This window comes from Rheinheimera sp. 1928-s (genome assembly GCF_029269265.1).
In the GTDB taxonomy this organism is placed as follows: Bacteria; Pseudomonadota; Gammaproteobacteria; order Enterobacterales; family Alteromonadaceae; genus Pararheinheimera.
The window spans coordinates 77,242-98,159 of record NZ_JARIXP010000002.1 but is presented as its reverse complement, the minus strand read 5'-3'; the positions used below and the strand labels follow the sequence as shown (position 1 = coordinate 98,159).

The following is a 20,918-nucleotide window of genomic DNA, read 5'->3' as shown; positions in this document are numbered from 1 at the left end:
CAACGGATGACTGACTACAAGCAGACTTTGAATTTACCGGACACGGCTTTTGCCATGCGCGCCAACCTTGCGCAGCGTGAGCCACAGATGTTAGCCAGTTGGACAGAAAAAAATCTGTACCAGAAAATTCGTCAGGCCAAACAAGGTAAAAAAACCTTTATCCTGCACGATGGCCCTCCATACGCCAACGGTAACATTCACATTGGTCACGCGGTCAATAAAATCCTCAAGGATATGATTGTTAAAGCCAAGACCTTGTCTGACTTCGATGCCCCTTATGTACCGGGTTGGGACTGTCATGGTTTGCCTATTGAGCTGGTCGTTGAAAAGAAATACGGCAAGCCAGGCGTGAAGCTGAGCGCCGCTGAATTCCGTCAAAAATGCCGTGATTATGCATTGACGCAAATCGAAGCACAGAAAGTCGACTTTATCCGTTTAGGTGTTTTAGGCGATTGGGACAATCCATACCGCACTATGGATTTCACCACCGAAGCCAATATCATCCGCTCTTTAGGTCGTATCATCGACAATGGTCATTTGCAGCAAGGCTTTAAGCCAGTGCACTGGTGTACAGACTGTGGTTCTGCTTTGGCTGAAGCTGAAGTGGAATATCAGGATAAAGTATCACCGGCCATTGATGTTCGTTTTACGCTGGTGAACGAAGCTGATGTGAATAAATTCGATCACCCTGAAGGTCATACCGGTTCTGGTCCTGTGTCGGTAGTGATCTGGACGACCACACCCTGGACTATTCCGGCCAACCGTGCTGTGGCCCTGAATGCCAAAATTGATTACAGCCTGGTGCAAGTCGAACAAGGACCAAACGGCCCTGAGCGTTTAATTGTAGCCACAGATTTAGTCACTGCTGTAATGGCTCGCGCTGGTGTGGAGCATTACCATAATCTTGGATTCTGCAAAGGTCAGGCTCTGGAGCTGGTGAAATTAAAACACCCGTTGTATGACTTTGAAGTGCCGGTGATTTTAGGTGATCACGTCACAACAGATTCTGGTACCGGTGCTGTGCATACGGCGCCAGGTCATGGCCCGGAAGATTTTACTGTCGGTAAGTTATACAACTTAGAAGTCGCTAACCCTGTAGGCGCGAACGGCGTCTATCTGCCGGATACGCCACTTTTTGCAGGTCAGCACGTATTTAAAGCCAACGACTCTGTGGTGGAAGCTTTAAAAGATGCTGGCAAGCTGCTGGTGCATAAAGCCTTAACGCACAGCTACCCACATTGCTGGCGCCATAAAACCCCTATTATTTTCCGTGCTACGCCGCAGTGGTTTATCAGCATGGAACAAAAAGGCCTGCGCAGTACCTCACTGCAAGAAATTGGCAAAACCCGCTGGATCCCGGACTGGGGTCAGCAGCGTATTGAAAACATGGTGGCAGGTCGTCCGGACTGGTGTATTTCCCGTCAACGGACCTGGGGCGTGCCTATCGCGCTTTTTGTCGACAAAGACACCAGTGCGCTGCACCCAAATACTCAGGCTTTGATGGAGCAAGTTGCTAAGTTAGTGGAGCAGTCTGGTATTCAGGCCTGGTTTGATTTAGAGGCTGAAACTTTGTTGGGCGCTGATGCAGCTCAATATGTCAAAGTGACAGACACGCTGGATGTCTGGTTTGACTCAGGTGTGACTCACGCTTGTGTGATTGAGCCTCGTGCTGAGTTCCATGGTGCCACTCAGGCGGATCTCTATTTAGAAGGTTCGGATCAGCACCGTGGCTGGTTTATGTCCTCCCTGATGACTGGTGTGGCAATTAAACACCACGCGCCATACAAACAAGTACTGACCCATGGTTTTACTGTGGATGGTGAAGGCCGCAAAATGTCCAAGTCGTTGGGCAATGTGGTGTCGCCGCAGGACGTGATGAACAAGTTAGGTGCCGATATCCTGCGTTTATGGGTAGCGACTACGGATTACACCTCAGAGATGACTGTCTCTGATGAAATCCTAAACCGTGCTGCCGACAAATACCGTCGTATTCGTAACACAGCCCGTTTCCTTTTAGCGAACTTAAAAGGTTTTGAGCCAGAGACGCAACTGGTGCCATTTGAAGAGATGGTGCAGCTGGATTTGTGGCTGGTGCAACGTGCTGCCAAATTACAGCAGGAAATTGTCGATGCCTATGAGAACTACCAGTTCCATCAGGTCAGCCAGAAGTTAATGAATTTCTGTACTGTGGAGCTGGGTAGTTTCTACTTAGACGTGATTAAAGACCGTCAATACACAGCCAAAACCGATGGCTTAGCCCGTCGCTCCTGCCAGACTGCTTTATTCCATGTTGTACAGGCCATGGTGCGCTGGATGGCGCCTATTATGAGCTTCACAGCGCAGGAAATCTGGGAAGTGATGCCAGGTCAGCACAGTGAGTTTGTCTTTACTGAAGTCTGGTATCAGGGTTTAGACACCGTGCCTGCAGGTCAGTTTGATGATGCCTTCTGGCAACAACTGCTGGAAGTGCGTGATGCAGTCAACAAGGTGCTGGAAGTAGGCCGTCGTGATGGCAAAATTGGTGCTTCATTACAAGCTGAAGTGACCTTGTATGCTAAAGGCCAACTGGCAACAGACCTGACCTCTATCGGTGATGAGTTACGTTTTGCCTTGCTCACCTCCACTGCTGTGGTATCCGCTGAAGCTGCTCCTGCTGATGCAGTAGCGACCGAAATGGATAACCTCTTTGTGGTATTGAACGCATCTACTGCGCCTAAGTGTGATCGTTGCTGGCACCACAGACACGATGTGGGTTTGAATCCGGCGCATCCGCTGATTTGTATCCGCTGTGTGGATAACGTCGAAGGTGCTGGTGAAGTAAGGAAGTTTGCCTGATGCGTTTATTTGAGGGGTCGTTATTGAAAGCGGGTTTATTCAGAGAAACAGGCTGGCGCTGGTGGTGGCTGGTGCTGTTGGTGCTGGTCGCTGACCAGCTTAGCAAAGTATGGGTCATTCAGAACTTCAGCTTAGGCGAATCCGTGTCCTTATTGCCGGTATTTAATTTCACTTATGCCCGTAACTATGGCGCTGCTTTTTCATTTTTAGGTGATGCTGGTGGTTGGCAACGCTGGTTATTTACAGTGATCGCCGTAGTCGTCAGTATCGTATTAGCGATCTGGTTAAGCCGTTTACCGAAAGCTCAGGTGAAGTTGTCTTTAGCCTTGAGTCTGATTATCAGCGGTGCTATTGGTAATTTAATTGACCGTAGCCTCTATGGTTATGTGGTTGATTTTCTGCATGTGTTTTATCAGAGCTGGCAGTACCCTATTTTTAATATCGCCGATTGTGCTATCAGTATTGGCGCAGTTTTACTGATTTGGGATAGCTTTACTAACGAAAGCGAAAGCCAAAAAGTGACTTCAGGAGACAAGCAGTGATCATAGGTCCAGGCAGTACTGTGATATTTCACTTTGATATTAAATTATCCGATGGCAGCGCCGCCGAAAGCACCCGTGTGCATAACAAACCCGCCAAACTGCAAATGGGGGACGGCAGCTTGTCGCCCGCTTTTGAAGCTCAGTTAGGCGGTATGGCTGCTGGCGACAAACGTACTTTTACGCTGGCGCCGGAGGATGCCTACGGTATGCCAAACCCCGACAATATTTATTATGTCGACCGCAGTAAGTTCTCTGCAGACGCGCCGGCAACAGTCGGCATGATCGTAGGTTTTGCTATGCCAGATGGTTCTGAGCTGCCGGGTCTTATTCGTGAAGTGGTAGGAGAGTCTGTGACTGTGGATTTTAACCATCCGCTGGCAGGCCAGACTCTGACCTTTAATGTTGAAATCGTACAGGTTATCAATTAATTATGGATATCTTACTCGCCAATCCACGTGGTTTTTGTGCTGGTGTAGACCGTGCTATCAGCATCGTCTCCCGCGCGCTTGAAATTTATGAGCCGCCTATTTATGTGCGTCATGAAGTGGTGCATAACAAATTTGTGGTGGACGGCTTACGTCGTGCCGGTGCAGTTTTTGTTGACGAGCTGGACGAAGTGCCGGATGACGCCATCGTCATTTTCAGTGCTCATGGTGTGTCGCAGGCGGTGCGTGAAAATGCGAAGCAACGTGGGTTGAAAGTGTTTGATGCCACTTGTCCTTTGGTCACTAAAGTGCATATGGAAGTCACCCGCGCAAGTCGTAAAGGTATTGAATGTATTCTGATTGGTCATGCCGGACACCCTGAGGTGGAAGGCACTATGGGCCAATACGACAACGCTGAAGGTGGTATTTACCTGGTCGAGTCGGTCGAAGACGTTGAAAAGCTGCAGGTGAAAAACCCTGCAGTGTTATGCTTCAGCAGCCAGACCACTTTATCTGTCGATGATACCGCTGATGTGATTGATGCGCTGCGCAAACGTTTCCCTGATATCGAAGGGCCACGTAAAGACGATATCTGTTATGCCACACAAAATCGTCAGGATGCGGTGCGTGAACTTTCTGCTAAAACAGAATTGTTACTGGTGGTCGGTGCAAAAAACAGCAGCAACTCGAACCGCTTGCGAGAACTCGCTGAAAAAATGGGTTGTCGCTCTTACCTGATTGATACCGCTGCTGATATTCAGCAGGACTGGCTAAAAGATGTCAAATCTGTGGGGGTAACAGCTGGTGCTTCAGCACCTGAAGTACTGGTGCAGCAGGTCGTACAGCGTTTGACTGAATGGGGTGGCAAACAAGTGATTGAGCACCCAGGCCGTGAAGAAAACGTTATTTTTGCTGTGCCGGCAGAGCTTCGATAATAGTCTGTTTTCAAATAATTTTCCCTCTGTTAACCAGCGATGCCTGAAGCCTGCACTTCAGGCATCGCTGTGCTGTTGAGCTCCTAGCGTCCTGCCGATCTTTTGCTATGCTTAAACCCTTGGTCCATATCAGCAGGTGGCCTATGGGAGTAGTAAACAAATGGATGATCGTCCTTTGTTGCAGCGGCAAAAAGCTTTTACCCTGATTGAACTGATGATTTCCCTTCTGGTGCTGTTGGTGCTTGTGGCTGTTGCTGTGCCGTCTTTTACTGATTTATTAGCCCGAAACCGTTTGTCCGGGCAAGCCAATGAACTGCTTTCTGTGATCCAACTGGCGCGCTCTGAAGCCATTAAACAAAATCAAACTATACGTTTATGCAAAGCCAATGCCGAACTGAGTGACTGTTCGGCTGCAAGTGGTTCCTGGCAAGGCTGGGTGCTGGTCGATACCGCTTCACCCCCTACAGTGATCCGGGCCGGACGTTTTGACGGGCGGCTGATCATCAGTGCCGGTTTTACAGAGCTGCGTTTTAGTGGTCAGGGCTTGATCCGCAGTCAAACCAATCAACCGCTGAATTCAAGTTTTAGCTTGTGTGCTGATGGCCCGGAGTTTGCCGATAATGGCAGAACTTTGGCGTTTTTATCCGGTGGACGCAGCCGTATTCAACTGTCCCAATGCGGCGCTGGATAAGGAATGCAGATGCACAGCCTCTATAGCAACAATCACCATGGCTCCAGCTTCAGGCAACAAGGCATAGCCTTGATTGAAATCCTGATTTCGGTATTAGTACTGGCTATTGGTTTATTGGGTATAGCCGCTTTGCAAAGCAGCTCGGTGCGCTATAGCCAAAGTGCGCAGGAACGCACCACTGCGCTGATTATGGCTGGTACTTTAACTGAAATAATCCGATCCAACCCTGTTGTCGCCAGGGCCGGTTCTTACGCGGGGAATTGCGAGTCTCAACTGCTGGCCGACTGGGCACTGCAGTTACAACTCGCCACAGGAACTACAAGTTGCCCAGAAATAGAGTGGGATGCAGGCGCAGGTGTTTATACCATCAGTATTAGCTGGCAGGACGAAAAGGTAGCAGGTTCCAGTAATTTCGAAATTCAGGTGAGGCCATGAAACAGCAGCAGGGTTTTACTTTATCTGAACTGATGATCGCTATGCTGCTTGGCTTATTACTGACAGGCTCTGTCATTGGCGTGTATTTATCCAACAGTAAAACGGCTGAACTGAATGTGGTGTTGGGCGAGTTACAAAATGCCAGTCGTACTACGTTTGAACTCATGGCTAATGATATCCGCCGCTCCGGTTATATAGGTTGTGGCAATGCGTCTCGAGTGGTGAATGTGCTTAATGCTGCCAATGTGGCAGGCTCAGCCTGGGCGGTCTGGAACGGCGGCATTGAAGGTTTTCAGCAGCCTGCTCCAGCGATCAATGGAGTGACTCCGCTGGCCGGTACCGATGCTATCCGGTTGATGTTTGGCTCTGGTCGTAGCTACAGCGTGGAATCACATGATGCAGCATTAAATCAGTTAGTACTCAGCACGGAACACCAGATCCAAAATGGCGATTTATTGATCCTCTGTGATGAAACTTTAAGCAGTATCTTTAGTGCCAGTGGTACCGATCTGACCGGAGTTTCTCATCAGGCGAATGCCAGTAACTGCACTTCAGGTTTGGGCTTTCCCTTGTTGTGTGATGGTGCAACTGGCACAGCAAAACAATATGCAGTCAATGCCATGCTGATGAACTTTGATTCGATCAGCTGGTATATAGCCCCCAGCACAGATCAACAAAGTACCTCTTTATTTCGGGTCAGAAATAACAGCACTGCTGAAGAAATTCTATATGGTGTCAGTGATTTACAACTGGAGTTTATGGACGAGCGCAGCAGAAGCTGGCGAGACGCCAATCTGGTGCCGGATTGGATGGATATTATTTCGGTGCGTATCTCATTGCAGTTTGCAGCTACTGGTGCTTCGGATCTGCAGTTACCTGAACAAATGAGCCGGATGAATTATCAGGTCAGTATCAGGAACAGGATTTAGCGATGAAACCAGCCACAGCACAGTCAGCTTATCCCATATCTCAACAGCAAGGCATTGTGCTGGTGATCAGCCTGTTGCTGCTATTGGCTATTACGCTGGTGGCTGTCAGCAGTATGCAATCGAGTTTGTTACAGGAACGTATGAGTGCCAATTTGTACGATCGGCAATCGTCCTACCAACAAGTGGAAGCGGCGTTGCTGGAGGCTGAGGTTATACTGAATGTGAATGATCCTGTGGCCTTGATTGACGGCGCAGGGGTTTATGATTTGCCTGTGGTTGGCGCAGAAGATCGCTGGAATGACAATGGCCTGCTTTGGCTGACCGCTACAGCACTCAATGGCAACAGCGACACCGGTGCTCAATATCTGATTGAATATATGGGCGACTGGCCTTATCCGCCTGAATGCGCTGACGTGGCCAGCAAAGATAAAATTTCTGTGGGTTGTTTATCACCTACTTTTCGTATTACGGCACGTACAGTGTCGGACAACGGCAGGGCTTCAGTCATGCTGCAAAGTTTGTTCAGGCGCTAATCTGCAAAGGCTGATGTGATGAAACTACAAACATCCTGCACAAAATCAATGGCATTGAGTTTGATGCTGACCAGCTTTTACAGTGCCGCCGCGCTGGATCTAACCTCACCGCCCCTGCAAACCGGCAGCTCGGTAGAGCCCAATATCATGTTTATGATCGATGACTCAGGTTCTATGCACTGGGAGATCACACCGGATCTTTATGCAGATAATCCGCACTATGTTTACCCTATAGTGGCTGGTATTTATGGTGATTCGGATGCCACACATCAGGTGGTGTCGTTTCGGGATGAAAGTAATGCGACGAATCTGAACGCTACGAATAATAACGAAGCCTTGTATGCCAGAGCCATGCGCTCTTATGCGCTGAATAAATCCTATTACAATCCGTCTGTGACGTATAAACCCTGGATTAAAGCCGACGGTACGTCCTATCCAAACTCTAATCCGGTTGCTGCTTATCATCATCCATTCCGGACTTTTAAAGGCAGCCGTAACCTGACCGTGAATGAAACGTCCAGCGCGGGCTGGCGCTATTGCACTATTACGGCAACAACAAAAAGCAATTGTCAGAACGTGACTGCCAGCCGGACTTTTTACCCGGCGGTCTACTACAACCATACGGGCGGCAGTTTATTTACTTATACCAATTACCAACGTGTAGAAATTAATGCTGCCACTTTAAGCTACAGCGGCGAAGGGCGAATTAATCGCACTGATTGCACGGCAGGAACCTGCAGTTATGCGCAAGAAATGCAGAACTTTGCCAACTGGTACACTTATTACCGCTCTCGCTTATTGGCTTCTCAGGCCGGTATAGGCCGGGCTTTTTCTACTCAGACCGAAGCCCTAAGAGTTGGTTTTGGTGCCATTAACAAAGGCAGCAGTACTGTGGATGGTGTCAGTGTCAGTACCATTATCAACGGCGTGCGGCCTTTTACCGGTAATGCCAAACAGAATTTTTACGATCAGCTGTACGAGCGGGTGTACGATTACAACGGCACCCCACTGCGCAAAGCTTTAAATGACGCAGGTTTGTACTACTCCAGAACCGACAATAAAGGGCCTTGGGGCGAAAATCCGGGTTCTGACGATGATAGCCAGCATATTATGTGTCGCCAGAGCTACAGCATTTTGATGACAGACGGCTACTGGAGCGAAGACAGTGCCTCTCAAGCCCAAACTGCAGCTGCACGCAGTAACAACGACGGCAGTACCACCAATAACCAAAACATCAGCAAACCCGGCGGCACTTCATATGTCTATGCGCCAGCAGGGCCATTTTCAGATAATCGCAGTAATACGCTGGCCGACGTGGCTATGTACTATTGGAAACGGGATTTACGTACCGATTTGGATAACCTGGTTCCGACCAGCCCAATCAACCCTGCGTTCTGGCAACATATGGTGACTTTTGGTGTGGGGCTTGGGGTTGAAGGCACTATCAGTTCCGCTACAGCTTTTAACGCTATTGGCTCGGCCAGTGCTATTTCATGGCCTGATCCTTTAGCCACCCAACCAGCAAAAATTGATGATTTGTTACATGCGGCTGTGAACAGCAGAGGGGGCTTTTTCAGTGCCGCCGACCCTGATGCTTTTGCTACAGGATTATCCAATACCTTATCCGCTATTATTGCCCGGGTCGCGTCGGGGTCAAATTTAGCGGGTACCACCACGTCATTGCAGGCCGAACAAAGTGTCTATCAGGGCCGCTTTAACAGCGGTGACTGGAGTGGTGATCTGGTGAATTACAACATCGAAGATACCACCAGTTATGTCTGGAGCGCAGCTGAAGAAATGCCAGACTGGGACGACAGAGTGATTTATTTTGGCAAAACAGAAACAGCTGCAGATGTGTTTGTCTGGGCCAACTTAACCAGTGGTGTTGGCAGTCAGCAGGCCGCTTTGGGCAGCAGTAATGTGGTGGATTATTTACGGGGTAACAGCGCGCTGGAGCAACAAAATGGTGGCGGTTATCGCAACAGATCCACAGCTTTAGGGGATATCGCCAACTCCTCTCCTGTGTATGTTGGTGCACCTGTCAATTTTAACTACCATGCCTATAGCTGGCCCGAAGCCAGCAGTTACAAAGCGCATATCGCGGCTTATAAAAACCGGCAGCCACTGATTTATGTCGGTGCCAATGACGGTATGTTACACGCTTTTAACGCCACAACCGGTGCTGAAGCTTTTGCTTATGTGCCAAAGCAGATGCTGACGGCTGCTACAAACCTGAAAGCCCTGAGTGAACCCAATGTCAGCGGTGTGATCCAAAAAGATTATTTTGTTGATGGCACAGCAGTGTCGGCCGATGTGTATTTTGATGGCAGTTGGCGTACTGTACTGGTTGGCAGCACTGGCCGGGGTGGTAATAGTTTGTTTGCCCTTGATATCACCAACCCGGGGCAAATCAGCGAAGCCAGCTTGTTATGGGATAAAAGCTTTCCACAGTTAGGGATCACCACTGCCAAACCTGTGATCACTCGCTTAAATAACGGCAAATGGGCTGTGGTGATTGGCTATGGTTACAACAACAGCACAGGACGGCCAGGCTTGTTAGTGCTGGATATTGAAACCGGTGTTGTTATGGCAGGCGGCAATGATCTGGAGGTAACAACGGGGTCAGGCGATACAGGTTTAGGCCAGATTGAAGGTTGGGATTACAGTAAAAATGGTAATACCGATTGGTTTTTTGCCGGAGATTTACAAGGCAATGTCTGGAAGTTTGATTTATCGTCAAACAACCCGGGCAACTGGGCCATCGCTTATGGCGGAGAGCCTTTGTATCAGGCTGAAGATGCAGCCGGAGATCCACAATCTATTACCGGCGGCATAGCCCTTGGCTCTGAACCTAAGACCGGCAAGTTGTGGCTGTTTTTTGGCACAGGCCGTTATCTGGAAACACCAGACCCGCAACTGGATGACGAACAAAGCTGGTATGGCATTATGGATGGCACCGCTTTGTCTGGCCGCACTTTACTGAAAGAGCGCACTTTAACCAATGTCAGCCACAGCAATGGCACCGAAGGCCGCACTATATCGCCTTCGGCACCCAACGATATGGCTGGGTTTCAAGGCTGGTTTATCGACTTGCCCGATGTTCGCGAACGTATTGTGTCGTCACCACGTTTAGTCGGCACTACCTTAGTGGTAAACAGCATTATCCCGGACAGCAATGTCTGTAATCCGGAGGGGGATGGTTATGTGATGGCGATCGATCCTTTTCATGGTGGCCGTTTGAAGTACCATTTTTTCGATATTTCAGGCGATGAAGGTTTTAATCAGGACGACGGCGTGGCTGAAGGAGATGACATAGCGGAATTGTCCGGCGTGCGTTTTAACAGCATGCCAACTGAGCCGCTGTTTTTTGAAGACAAAATGGCGGTAGGTTTAGCTGACACTAATGTGGTGAACTTAGACGTAAACACCCAAATCAGGCGTGGCCGTGTGTCATGGCGCGAGGTAGACAACTAATGCAAAGTACCAAAGCCCTTGGCTTTTCCCTGATTGAGCTGCTGATCGCTATTACGATCATAGGCACCTTAACAGCTATAGCTGTACCTTCGTACCAGGGCTATATGTTAGGCAGTGCCCGCGCCAGTGCTACTGCCTGTTTATTGGAATACGCCCAGTTTATGGAAAGGGTGTACACCACCAATATGACCTACGCTACCAATAATGGCGCAGCAACAGAGTTGCCAACTTTGCAATGCAGCAACGACTTATCTGACCGGTATAACTTTGAGCTTAGTAATTTAGCCAGCCGCACTTTTACTCTGACCGCAACGGCTAAAGGTGCGCAGGCCGATGACGACTGTACTTCGTTAAGTTACAACCAGGCGGGTATCAAAGGCGCTAACGGTGGCACTGGTGCGACCATTGTAAAAAAGTGCTGGTAAGATTTGACCTTTTAAGGAACGCAGGTAAATTTAAAGTAAACGGACTTTCACAGGCGCAAGGATATGCCGACTGCCTCTGGTTTTACCTTAACCGAAGTTCTGATCAGTTTATTATTACTGTGCCTGACAGGGCTTGGCGCTTTAAGTGCGTCTTTGTTTGCCCGCCAGCAAGTGATTATGGCGACTCAACAAACCATCGCTTTGTCCTTAACCTCTGAGCTTGCCAGCCGTATGGCAAGTCATGAAAGTTCAGCCGGGTATTACGACGGAATTCATCCGCTCTGGGCTACAGCCGAATCAGCAGAGTGCACAGAAAACCACTCTTGTGATGCAGAACAGCTGAGTCAGTTTCATTTATACAGCACCTTAAGTGCTTCTGGTCACCCCCAAAGTTTGAAACTATTGCAACAACCTGCGCTTTGCATTCGTCAGCAAGCGGATCAGAAATTGGTGCAGTTAAGTTGGCGCTCTCAGGCCAAAGTGCAAATTCAGCGTCCGACATCTGTTTGTGATTTATCGCCCAACCGGCTGCAACTTTCTGTGGTGGTGCCTTGAGATGCGCGGTTTCACTTTGTTGGAAGTGCTGGTCAGTCTGACTTTAGGCTTAGTGCTGATGACCTTTTTGATTGGGACTTTGTTTGCCACTCAGCAATCCAACCGACAAACCCAGCAGCTGGTGCAATTGCAGCAAAATAGCCAGATGTTGTTGAGTTTGTTTCAGTCTGAGTTGCCAAATATGATGTTTTTCGCAGGCCGCAGTTTGGCTGATGTGGCCTCAGCCTCACATCAGTTGCCTCCGGTATTAGGGGACTGTGTTGCAGAGTTTGATGCGGGCAGTTTCCCGCTGAAAGACCTGCCTTACCTGACTCTTTATGCAGAACAAGTGCAGCAAAAAAAGCATCTGAACTGTTTAAATCAGCCCAAAGCCGGATCCGAGCTGTTGCAGTTTAAACGTATAGTTGGCAGCAATGTATTAGCCACCCAAATGCGCACAAACCGATTTTATTTTGAAACTTCAGCGGCCAGCAACCGTTTTGTCAGCAGCTCCAGTGCAGAGCTGATCCCCGACTCGCTGTATTGGCCATACAGCCATCAGGTGTTTTATATCAGCGAACAAAAACATGCTGGCGATGTAGTGCCGGTGTTAATGCGCAAGCGATTGATCCGTAATGCGGCAGGACAAGCAGTGATGGATACCGATTCAATTATGGATGGGGTCGAGAGGATGCATTTTGAATTCGGTCTGGACGCTAATTTAGATGGCCAGGTGGATTATTACTTAAGCACAGTTCAAATGCAGCAACAGCATTGGCAGCAACAAAAACACCGTATTATTAATATTAAGTTTTATCTGCTGTTACGTAGTTTAGATCAAGACTTTAGTTACCAAAACAACCAGCTTTACCAGATGGGCCAACAATGGTTTAAGGCTCCTTCTGATCCGTTTCGACGCCTGTTAGTCAGCAGTTCTGTGGCATTTAGCAACACACGCTTATAAAAGGAGGTCGTTATGATGTTAAGTTCTAAAGGTTTTATTCTGGTTACTACCCTGGTGTTAATGCTGATTTTAAGCTGCATTACTATACCCATGCTGGTGCAAACCAGTTTAAGTAAAAAGTTGGCGGGTAGCGCCACTTTGTCTGTGCAGTTAAAGCTGCAAACCCAAAGCAAGCATGCGCAGCAATTACAGCAACTGAAACAAGGTGATATCGAGTCCGGTGTTTTTGTGGTGGCTCCCTGTCCTGCGCAGTATGCCGCCTGGAGTGAACTGTCAACGCAATGTGAGTGGCATCAGCTTCGCACTACTGGAGGTATGTCTCATGAGCAACATAGTGTCACCAGTTTTTTAGTCAGGCAATCTTTGCCTGAAGGAGGCAGGGATGGGCTTTTCTAGGTTTGGACTCTGCCTGTTGTTATGCAGTTACCCATTGTCAGCAGACAGCTACTGGAGTCATGTTCCAGGTGTGGGCTCAGTGCAACTGACAGCATTGAACCAGGATCAGCACAATGCACTGTCGACCCATTTAAAACTGAGTCATCAGGATACAACGCAATGGCTGGAGCATTTGCCTGCGAAGTTAGAGGAATTGTCCTGCACTAGACTGGATGTGCAAAGCCAGTCGTTGCCTGCCTATGTTGATAGCGGATACCAGGTGGTCAGCTATGCGGGTGTGTTGAAATTCAAAGCTAATGACCAGAGCAAAAAAACGCTCTGGTGGTTACCCTGGCCTTTACTTCCCTTCTTGTCGCAGATCAGAGCTGAACTTGAGGATTTAGCTGCGCAGGTGCATCAGCCTCTGCTGATCACAGAGCAAGAGCTTAAACAAAACGACCAGTTTATTCTTGTCAGTGGCAGCAGTAATCAAAGCCCGTCGTATTTTGCCTTAAAGCTCAATCCTCTGCATGTACCTGAGCTATTGTGGTCTGTCAGCGCTGCAGAGGCTGATTTTGAAGACCTATCAGGAGCTATGGCTCAGCCCGTATTAATGGAAGAGCAGGGGCCAGGCATGTCAGCGTTGTCGATTTTTTTACCGAATATCGGATCGGCAGAGCCGAAAACTTTGTTTTATAAAGTAGATGCCCTGACAGGTAAGGTGAGAGCCAGGTTGGCAGCACAACAAAACATTTCTGAGTTATCCGGTGCTGTGGCTGTTTATGATCAAAACAGAGATTCAGTTTCAGACAGTCTGGTTTTCAGTACCAAAACAGGTTTGGTCTGGCAGGCTCAAATGGAATATGACCAGTTTTATACTATCCAGCCGGTCGCCGATTTGTCTGCTCTTGGCCTCAGCGATATTCAGTTTATCCGTACCTTATATGCAGCAGTTCCGGTGGGGGGATCAGGTCGTGATTTCCATTCCAGGCGCAGCCAATGGCTGATTCTGTTGAGTGCTTTGCGACAACAGCAAAGTGTCGTTGTGCTGCTGAAACAACAAGACGAGCCAGTTCCCGGGTTAGCAGATTTAGTAGACCGAACCTTGCCAGCCACGCCTGACCTTGCAGTGTTAACCGATCAGGAGTGGCTGCAAATCCAACAGAAAAATGGCTGGTACAGCCATATTGCAGGTCGCCTGACTCAGCCTCCTGTTGTAGCTGCTGGTGTGGTGTACCTGGCTGTATTGCAGCAGGACCCAACGCAGATTTGCAGTATCGAGCAGAGCTCTTCAGCTTTAATGGCTTTGCATTTACATCATGCGTCTTCAGTTTATCGGCAGCAGCTTTTACCTTTAGAAAAAGCTGCAGGAGCCATGATGGTTAAAGCGAATGCACAAGGCGGCTTCGCTCTAATCGAGCAGAAGCATCAGCAGGTGCTGATTAACAATCTGCTGGAGATCAGCCCCGATTGCACCTATTGCAGTAACCCTATGCAACATGGCAGTTTCCCGCGTTGGCAACTGATGGGGACTTACCATAGCGAAGAAGGATCCTTTGAATGAAAACCAGAGTGCGGGGTATCGGCTTAATTGAACTGCTGGTGGTTCTGGCCATTATGGGCATTCTGGCGTCTGTGTTATTACCGGGTTATCAGGACCATGTGTTAAAAAGCTATAGATCGGAAGCGATGCAAATACTGTTGAAAGTGGCAGGTTTGCAGGAGATGTTACTGGTTGATCAACAGAGATATAGCGCCGATCTGACTGAACTGGGTTTTGCAGCGAAGCAGTTTGTTACCGAATCTGGCCGTTATAAAGTCAGTGCTGTGGTGACAGAGCAAGGTTATCAGCTGAAAGCTCAGGCACAGCAGGCTCAGAGCGAGGATAAAAGTTGTCAGATATTTTTGCTGAATAATTATGGCCAAAAAGACAGTGAACCTGGTTCGTCATGCTGGAGTTATTAAAGGGTTCAGCTTAATAAGGGCAGGGGCTATTCTCCTGCCATAAACGGCTACGCCCGGCCTGACTGACGCTCAATCTGAAATGCCAGTGATAAGGCTCTTTGCTGCAATACACAAAAGTACCTGACTCTAATAAATCCAGACTACCGTCACTGCGAAACTGCAGTGACGGTCTGTTGTAAAACAACTGATGGCTATTCACCGGATGTTTAAGTTCGCGTAGCAATAGATCTTGCCAGTTTTTTAAACCTTTTTGGTGTAGTTGAATAGGTGCAGAATTCCAGTCTGAACTGCATATCAGGCCATGACGAGGGCAAATTTGAACGGGCTTTTGCAGAGCTACAGCATGCACTCTGGCATAGGCCAAATGCTGACTGAGTTTGCGCATAAAGTGGTCCGCCTGCAAGCGTTGCCAGACTTCCCGTAGATTAGGCATGCCTATAGCTGAAAGTATCGCAACAATAGCCAATACAATTAAAAGCTCTATCAGACTAAAAGCCGATGCTTTTTTGATCATATGCTGATGTCGCATAAGCTTGACCATCCTTGCAGTGTGTCTGCTTAAGTTTAGTTGCATTTATGTTAAATATCTAAATGGCGAGTGAAATACAGCTTCTGCAGCAGCTTGATTGAGTCCGGCGGCAAAAATCGCTACCATAGCGGCAGTTTTTTCATCCTTTAGTGCAGGTTCAGATGTCCTCTGCTGTCTCTATTACCCTGGTGCAACAGCCTTTTGTTGTGGCTGCTGTGGCGCAAAACACCGCAAAAGTGCTGGAGATTGCCACAAGCAGTCAAAGCGATTTGTTGTTATTTCCTGAGCTGACCTTAACAGGCTACCCGCCCGAAGATTTATTGTTGCGCGGCGACTTTCAATTGCTGGTCGAACAAAGCCTGCAGCAGATTTGTGCGGCTAAGCTGCCGAATACATTGGTGATTGGCCACCCCTGGCGTGACGGTGAAGCTTTGTATAACGCCGCTTCTGTGATTCAAAATGGTGAAGTGATAGCCCGTTATTACAAACAGGCATTGCCAAATCACGGCGTCTTTGATGAAAAACGTTATTTTACTGAAGGCACTGACGCTTGTAGTTTTGAGCTAAAGGGCCAACGTTTTGCTGTACTGATTTGCGAAGATGTCTGGCAAGGTAGTCCGGCTGCTTTAGCCAAAGAGCAGGGCGCCGATTGGGCTTTGGTACTGAACGCTTCCCCTTACGAAATAGGCAAAGCGACGCGGCGCGAAGAATTATTGCAAACTTTAGCTAAGCATCTGCATTTAGGTTTTGTTTATGTCAATAATGTGATTGGTCAGGACGAGCTGGTATTTGATGGTCAGTCTCTGGTGGTCAGCCCGGATGCGCAGTTGCTGTTTCGTGGTAAGGCTTGTGAACCAGAACTGGCGACAGTCAATTTAGCCGCCCGTGGTCAGCATTATGGTCATATTGAGCTTGCGCCACGCTTATCTGTTGAGGCTGAAGTCTATGCCGCTTTAGTGATGGCGACCCGCGATTATATTCAGCACAACGGTTTCCCTGGCGCAGTGCTTGGGTTATCCGGTGGTATTGATTCAGCCTTAACGCTGGCGATTGCTGCAGATGCGATAGGTGCGGATAAAGTGCAAGCCCTGATGCTGCCTTTTGCTTATACCTCGTCGATGAGTGTGGAAGATGCCAAAGCACAGGCAGAGGTGATGGGCGTTGAGTTTGATTCAGTGTCTATTGAGCCTATGTACAACAGCTTTATGCAGCAACTGACGCCGCTGTTTAACGGCCGGGCAAAAGACACCACAGAAGAAAACCTGCAAGCACGTATTCGCGGTGTGTTATTAATGGCGATGTCGAATAAAACTGGCCGTATGCTGTTAACTACAGGCAATAAAAGCGAAAACGCTGTAGGCTACTGTACCTTGTACGGCGATATGTGTGGTGGTTTTGCTGTTATTAAAGATGTGCCTAAGACATTAGTGTATCGACTATCCGAGTACCGCAACAGCATTTCGCCTGTGATCCCACAACGGGTGATCGACAGGCCGCCATCCGCTGAGCTGGCGCCGGATCAAACCGATCAGGACAATTTGCCGCCTTATGATGATTTAGATGCGATGATTGAAGCTTATGTTGAGCACGACAAGTCACTGCCTGAGATAGTGGCGATGGGCTATGATGAAACGACAGTTCGCCGGGTTTTGAATTTAATCGACATCAACGAATACAAAAGACGCCAGTCGGCCGTAGGTCCAAAAGTGACCAGCCGCAACTTTGGTAAAGACAGAAGATACCCCATCACATCGTGGATGCGGAAACAGCGCTGAGGAAGTCATGAAAAAAGTTGAAGCTATTATTAAGCCTTTTAAATTAGACGACGTACGGGAAGCTCTGGCCGAAATTAATATCACCGGCATGACAGTGACTGAGGTCAAAGGTTTTGGTCGTCAGAAAGGCCATACCGAACTGTACCGTGGTGCTGAGTATATGGTCGACTTTTTACCTAAGGTAAAAATTGAACTGGTACTGCCTGACGATCAGGTCGAACGTTGTATTGATGTGATTATCAAAACTGCCCAGACAGGCCGCATTGGTGATGGCAAAATTTTTGTGTTTGATGTGGAACGTGTGATCCGTATCCGCACAGGCGAAGAAAACGAAGACGCAGTGTAAAACTGAAAATGGGGTCAGATCACATTATTTGCCAGGCAAATAATGTGATCTGACCCCATTTTAATTTTCGGCCCTAAACCACCTACTTCAGTAGGTGGTTATCATCCAAAAGGCTTTGCCTGAAACTCTGTTTGTATTTTTCTTATGAGCTATACCAAGCTGGGATTAGGCATCAAGTTCTTTGGCACAGACTAAATAAAAAAGTAACGGACGCTGCAGTTGCTCAGTTACTCGACAAAGGGCCCCTTTTAGGGGCTTAACACAAAGCCACCTTCTTCAGAAGGTGGATTCTTTACTCTTAGATCTTTTTGTATTTAATGCGGTGCGGTTGCATGGCGTCTGAGCCGTAAGTGGCTTTCATCCAGCTCTCGTAGTCTGAGTAGTTACCTTCAAAGAAGTTTACTTTGCCTTCGTCGCGGTAATCCAGAATATGCGTGGCAATACGGTCAAGGAACCAACGGTCGTGCGAGATCACCATGGCGCAGCCAGGGAAGTCGAGGATAGCGTTTTCCAGAGCCCGTAAAGTCTCAACGTCCAAATCGTTGGTTGGTTCATCGAGTAACAGCATGTTGCCGCCGGCTTTTAACAGCGCCGCTAAATGCACACGGTTACGCTCACCACCGGATAAGTCACCAATAAACTTCTGCTGATCGTTGCCTTTAAAGTTAAAGCGACCGACATAAGCACGGCTTGGAATTTGGAAGTTACCAATTTGCAGAATATCCTGACCGTTGGAAATTTCCTGCCATACGGTATTTTTCGGATTCATGCTGTCACGGAACTGATCAACGCTGGCAATTTGAACTGTATCGCCCACTTCGATAGTGCCGCCGTCCGCTTGTTCCATGCCGGTGATCATCTTAAACAGCGTTGATTTACCAGCACCGTTCGGGCCGATAATACCGACTATCGCGCCTTTTGGAATGCTGAAGCTTAAATCGTCAATCAAGACGCGATCGCCAAAGGTTTTACGCAGGTTTTTCACTTCCAGCACTTTGTCGCCTAAACGTGGTCCTGGCGGAATAAACAGCTCGTTGGTTTCGTTACGTTTCTGGAAGTCCTGGCTTTGCAGTTCTTCAAAACGTGCCATACGGGCTTTGCTTTTGGCATGGCGGCCTTTTGGATTGGTACGAACCCATTCCAATTCTTGTTTGATAGAGCGCTGACGCGCATTTTCGCTGCGTTCTTCCTGCTCAAGACGAGCATCTTTTTGCTCTAACCAGGACGAGTAGTTACCTTCCCACGGAATACCTTCACCGCGGTCCAGCTCTAAAATCCAGCCAGCTACGTTGTCGAGGAAATAACGGTCGTGGGTAATAGCCACAACAGTGCCTGTGTAATCGTGCAGGAAACGTTCTAACCAAGCCACAGATTCAGCGTCTAAGTGGTTAGTAGGTTCGTCCAGCAGCAGCATGTCTGGTTTTTCTAACAGCAAACGGCAAATCGCCACACGGCGGCGTTCACCACCTGATAAGTGTTTAATCATCGCATCCCAGGCCGGCAGACGCAGCGCATCGGCAGCACGGTCAAGGATATTGTCGAGGTTATGACCTTCTTTGGCCTGAATAATAGCTTCCAGCTCACCTTGTTCACGGGCTAATGCGTCAAAGTCTGCATTTTCTTCGGCATAGGCGGCGTAGACCTGATCCAAACGGGTTAAGGCGTTTTTCACATCGGAAACTGCTTCTTCGACCACTTCACGCACAGTTTTTTCCGGGTCAAGCTGAGGCTCCTGTGGCAAATAACCAATGTTGATCCCAGCTAAAGGACGGGCTTCACCGTCAAACTCTGTGTCCACGCCTGCCATAATGCGCAGCAAGCTGGATTTACCTGAACCGTTTAAACCCAAAACACCAATTTTTGCACCAGGGAAAAACGACAGCGAAATGTCTTTTAAAATAGTGCGTTTTGGCGGCACTACTTTCGACATGCGGTACATGCTGTAAATATACTGAGCCATAAGAGTCACTCATCTTGTTGTTTAGAATGCGGCAATTGTACGTTATTTTTAAAAAACAGGGGAACAGCACCAGACAGGAAAGGGCATTTTAATTCGTCTTTAATCTGGTTTTCTGCTCTAATAGTGGCAATTAAACTAATAGTTCATATAAAGGTGGTTGCCATGGGCGAATATTCACATGATCCGGTGTTTCAAAATTTTATTGCGGAAGCCAAAACCCATGGTGTGGTTTGGACTTTAGCAAACGGCGAAGATTTGCTGGTGGTGGAATCTGTTGATTTTGAAGACACAGACGTGATGCCATTCTGGTCCAGCCAGGAAGCGGCTTTAGTGCATTGCTCAGAAGAATGGTCTGACTACAAACCTGAAGCTATTCCACTGGATGTATTCTGTGAAGGCTGGTTACAAGAAATGTACGACGACGGCGTTTTGATCGGCACCAACTGGGATGAATCTTTAAATGGCCCTGAAGTTGAGCCGCGTGAAATTTTAGAAGCTTTGGCTTTAGTTCAGTAAAGAAAAGCGAATGAAAAGGCGACTCAGGTCGCCTTTTTTGTATCTGTATGAATTTTATATCGGTATGAAACAATAGGCTCTGATGCGCGGTCTGTTGTTACAGCTCAGATCCAATATCTGACTTGGCCCGTAACGGTTCACATCATCTACTAACAGGAGCTAATAATGAAAACAATGAAGAAAATGCTGACCGCAGCACTGCTGCTCAGCGCAAGCGGCGTGGCTTTTGCCAATAGCTGTGGCGAAATCCTTGGCCATTCACTGCCGCAGTTACGTAAAAAAGAAACTCTGGATTTATGCGAGACCTACAAAGGTAAAACCTTATTGATCGTCAATACCGCCAGCAAATGTGGTTTTACTCCTCAATTTACGGCGTTGCAGTCCTTGTACGAAAAATACAAAGACGACGGCTTAGTGGTGTTGGGTTTCCCTTCTGACGACTTTATGCAAGAACATGATGATGAGGAAAAAACCGCTGAAGTTTGTTATATCAACTACGGCGTGACTTTCCCCATGTTTGCCACCAGTGCTGTACGTGGCAGTGATGTGAACCCTGTATTTAAAGCTTTGATTGCTAAAACAGGTGAAAAGCCGTCCTGGAATTTTAACAAGTACCTGGTCAGCAAAGATGAGCAACAGGTCAAACACTTTGGCAGTAAAGTCTCGCCAGACGATGCTGATTTTGTCAAAGAAGTGGAAGCTTTATTAAAAGCTGAATAAGCCGTCTGTT

Annotated in this window: 21 protein-coding genes; 19 read left to right on the top strand and 2 right to left on the bottom strand. The window is 48.1% G+C overall.

What is annotated here, in order from left to right; genetic code table 11:
- The first annotated feature begins 6 nt into the window (after positions 1-6).
- From ileS to P3C17_RS05280, 15 genes are all read left to right on the top strand, one after another.
- The gene (ileS, locus tag P3C17_RS05350; protein WP_300928444.1) at positions 7-2,835 is read left to right on the top strand and encodes an isoleucine--tRNA ligase; all 2,829 of its coding nucleotides are present in this window, start codon (positions 7-9) and stop codon (positions 2,833-2,835) included.
- Positions 2,835-3,377: a signal peptidase II gene (lspA, locus tag P3C17_RS05345; RefSeq protein ID WP_300928443.1), complete on the top strand. Its 543-nt coding sequence runs from the start codon at positions 2,835-2,837 to the stop codon at positions 3,375-3,377. The genes ileS and lspA overlap by 1 nt, the downstream gene beginning before the upstream one ends.
- A complete protein-coding gene (fkpB, locus tag P3C17_RS05340; protein WP_300928442.1) occupies positions 3,374-3,805 on the top strand; it encodes an FKBP-type peptidyl-prolyl cis-trans isomerase in 432 nt (143 codons plus the stop codon). The genes lspA and fkpB overlap by 4 nt, the downstream gene beginning before the upstream one ends.
- A gap of 2 nt (positions 3,806-3,807) precedes the next feature.
- Positions 3,808-4,737 (top strand): 4-hydroxy-3-methylbut-2-enyl diphosphate reductase, encoded by a 930-nt coding sequence (gene ispH, locus P3C17_RS05335; RefSeq protein ID WP_300928441.1) that lies wholly within the window; start codon positions 3,808-3,810, stop codon positions 4,735-4,737.
- 160 nt (positions 4,738-4,897) lie between these two features.
- Positions 4,898-5,428 (top strand): GspH/FimT family pseudopilin, encoded by a 531-nt coding sequence (locus P3C17_RS05330; RefSeq protein ID WP_300928440.1) that lies wholly within the window; start codon positions 4,898-4,900, stop codon positions 5,426-5,428.
- Between the two features lie 9 nt (positions 5,429-5,437).
- Positions 5,438-5,863 carry a type IV pilus modification protein PilV gene (gene pilV, locus P3C17_RS05325; protein ID WP_300928439.1) on the top strand — a complete coding sequence of 142 codons (426 nt, stop codon included), beginning with the start codon at positions 5,438-5,440 and terminating at the stop codon, positions 5,861-5,863.
- Entirely contained in the window at positions 5,860-6,792 is a 933-nt protein-coding gene (locus P3C17_RS05320) for a prepilin-type N-terminal cleavage/methylation domain-containing protein (protein ID WP_300928438.1), read from the top strand. Before pilV ends, P3C17_RS05320 begins: the two co-directional genes overlap by 4 nt.
- A gap of 2 nt (positions 6,793-6,794) precedes the next feature.
- Positions 6,795-7,325 carry a PilX N-terminal domain-containing pilus assembly protein gene (locus P3C17_RS05315; RefSeq protein ID WP_300928437.1) on the top strand — a complete coding sequence of 177 codons (531 nt, stop codon included), beginning with the start codon at positions 6,795-6,797 and terminating at the stop codon, positions 7,323-7,325.
- An 18-nt stretch (positions 7,326-7,343) separates the two neighbouring features.
- On the top strand, positions 7,344-10,799 hold the full coding sequence (locus P3C17_RS05310; protein ID WP_300928436.1) for a PilC/PilY family type IV pilus protein: 3,456 nt from the start codon (positions 7,344-7,346) through the stop codon (positions 10,797-10,799).
- Complete coding sequence (locus tag P3C17_RS05305; RefSeq protein WP_300928435.1) at positions 10,799-11,224, top strand: type IV pilin protein; 426 nt, start codon at positions 10,799-10,801, stop codon at positions 11,222-11,224. The genes P3C17_RS05310 and P3C17_RS05305 overlap by 1 nt, the downstream gene beginning before the upstream one ends.
- Positions 11,225-11,287: 63 nt before the next feature.
- Positions 11,288-11,779 carry a prepilin-type N-terminal cleavage/methylation domain-containing protein gene (locus tag P3C17_RS05300; protein ID WP_300928434.1) on the top strand — a complete coding sequence of 164 codons (492 nt, stop codon included), beginning with the start codon at positions 11,288-11,290 and terminating at the stop codon, positions 11,777-11,779.
- A 1-nt stretch (position 11,780) separates the two neighbouring features.
- Positions 11,781-12,722 (top strand): PilW family protein, encoded by a 942-nt coding sequence (locus P3C17_RS05295; RefSeq protein ID WP_300928433.1) that lies wholly within the window; start codon positions 11,781-11,783, stop codon positions 12,720-12,722.
- Between the two features lie 12 nt (positions 12,723-12,734).
- On the top strand, positions 12,735-13,118 hold the full coding sequence (locus tag P3C17_RS05290; protein WP_300928432.1) for a hypothetical protein: 384 nt from the start codon (positions 12,735-12,737) through the stop codon (positions 13,116-13,118).
- Positions 13,105-14,661 (top strand): hypothetical protein, encoded by a 1,557-nt coding sequence (locus tag P3C17_RS05285; protein ID WP_300928431.1) that lies wholly within the window; start codon positions 13,105-13,107, stop codon positions 14,659-14,661. Before P3C17_RS05290 ends, P3C17_RS05285 begins: the two co-directional genes overlap by 14 nt.
- Entirely contained in the window at positions 14,658-15,062 is a 405-nt protein-coding gene (locus P3C17_RS05280) for a type IV pilin protein (RefSeq protein WP_300928430.1), read from the top strand. Before P3C17_RS05285 ends, P3C17_RS05280 begins: the two co-directional genes overlap by 4 nt.
- Positions 15,063-15,072: 10 nt before the next feature.
- Here P3C17_RS05280 and P3C17_RS05275 read toward each other — a convergent pair whose 3' ends face one another.
- Entirely contained in the window at positions 15,073-15,591 is a 519-nt protein-coding gene (locus P3C17_RS05275; RefSeq protein ID WP_300928429.1) for a GspH/FimT family pseudopilin, read from the bottom strand.
- A 161-nt stretch (positions 15,592-15,752) separates the two neighbouring features.
- Between P3C17_RS05275 and P3C17_RS05270 the strand changes: the two genes are divergently transcribed.
- Both P3C17_RS05270 and glnB read left to right on the top strand, forming a co-directional pair.
- Positions 15,753-17,366 (top strand): NAD+ synthase, encoded by a 1,614-nt coding sequence (locus P3C17_RS05270; protein WP_300928428.1) that lies wholly within the window; start codon positions 15,753-15,755, stop codon positions 17,364-17,366.
- Positions 17,367-17,373: 7 nt separating this feature from the next.
- Entirely contained in the window at positions 17,374-17,712 is a 339-nt protein-coding gene (gene glnB, locus P3C17_RS05265; RefSeq protein ID WP_008900549.1) for a nitrogen regulatory protein P-II, read from the top strand.
- 298 nt (positions 17,713-18,010) lie between these two features.
- Here the strand turns inward: glnB and ettA are convergent, their stop codons facing one another.
- Entirely contained in the window at positions 18,011-19,672 is a 1,662-nt protein-coding gene (ettA, locus tag P3C17_RS05260) for an energy-dependent translational throttle protein EttA (RefSeq protein ID WP_300928427.1), read from the bottom strand.
- Positions 19,673-19,834: 162 nt separating this feature from the next.
- Between ettA and P3C17_RS05255 the strand changes: the two genes are divergently transcribed.
- On the top strand, positions 19,835-20,188 hold the full coding sequence (locus P3C17_RS05255) for a DUF2750 domain-containing protein (RefSeq protein WP_127025572.1): 354 nt from the start codon (positions 19,835-19,837) through the stop codon (positions 20,186-20,188).
- A 165-nt stretch (positions 20,189-20,353) separates the two neighbouring features.
- Positions 20,354-20,908 carry a glutathione peroxidase gene (locus tag P3C17_RS05250; protein WP_300928426.1) on the top strand — a complete coding sequence of 185 codons (555 nt, stop codon included), beginning with the start codon at positions 20,354-20,356 and terminating at the stop codon, positions 20,906-20,908.
- Positions 20,909-20,918 lie beyond the last annotated feature (10 nt).